The sequence below is a fragment of the Bradyrhizobium sp. Ken64 genome, from assembly GCF_055807555.1.
This window is the reverse complement of record NZ_JBVVPA010000119.1, coordinates 1-255: the sequence shown is the minus strand read 5'-3', so window position 1 is coordinate 255 and position 255 is coordinate 1. Positions and strand designations below refer to the sequence as shown.

General features: G+C 66.7%; 1 protein-coding gene. It reads left to right on the top strand.

What is annotated here, in order from left to right; genetic code table 11:
* On the top strand, positions 1-255 hold a 255-nt coding region (locus AC0L2F_RS35895; protein ID WP_473251541.1), incomplete at both ends, for a histidinol dehydrogenase.

Sequence of the window (255 nt, the reverse complement as noted above, 5' to 3'; positions counted from 1 at the left end):
CGCATCACTGCGCCCCAGCGTGAAGCCCTGGAAGTGGCGGCGGCGCGGGTGCGCAGCTATCACGAAAAACAGAAGCAGGATTCCTGGAGCTACACCGAGGCCGACGGCACCGTGCTGGGCCAGAAGGTCACGCCGCTGGACCGCGCCGGCCTCTACGGTCCGGGCGGCAACGCCTCGTACCCGTCGTCGGTATTGATGAACGCGATTCCAGCCAAAGTGGCTGGCGTGACCGAAGTGGTCATGGTGGTGCCGCCC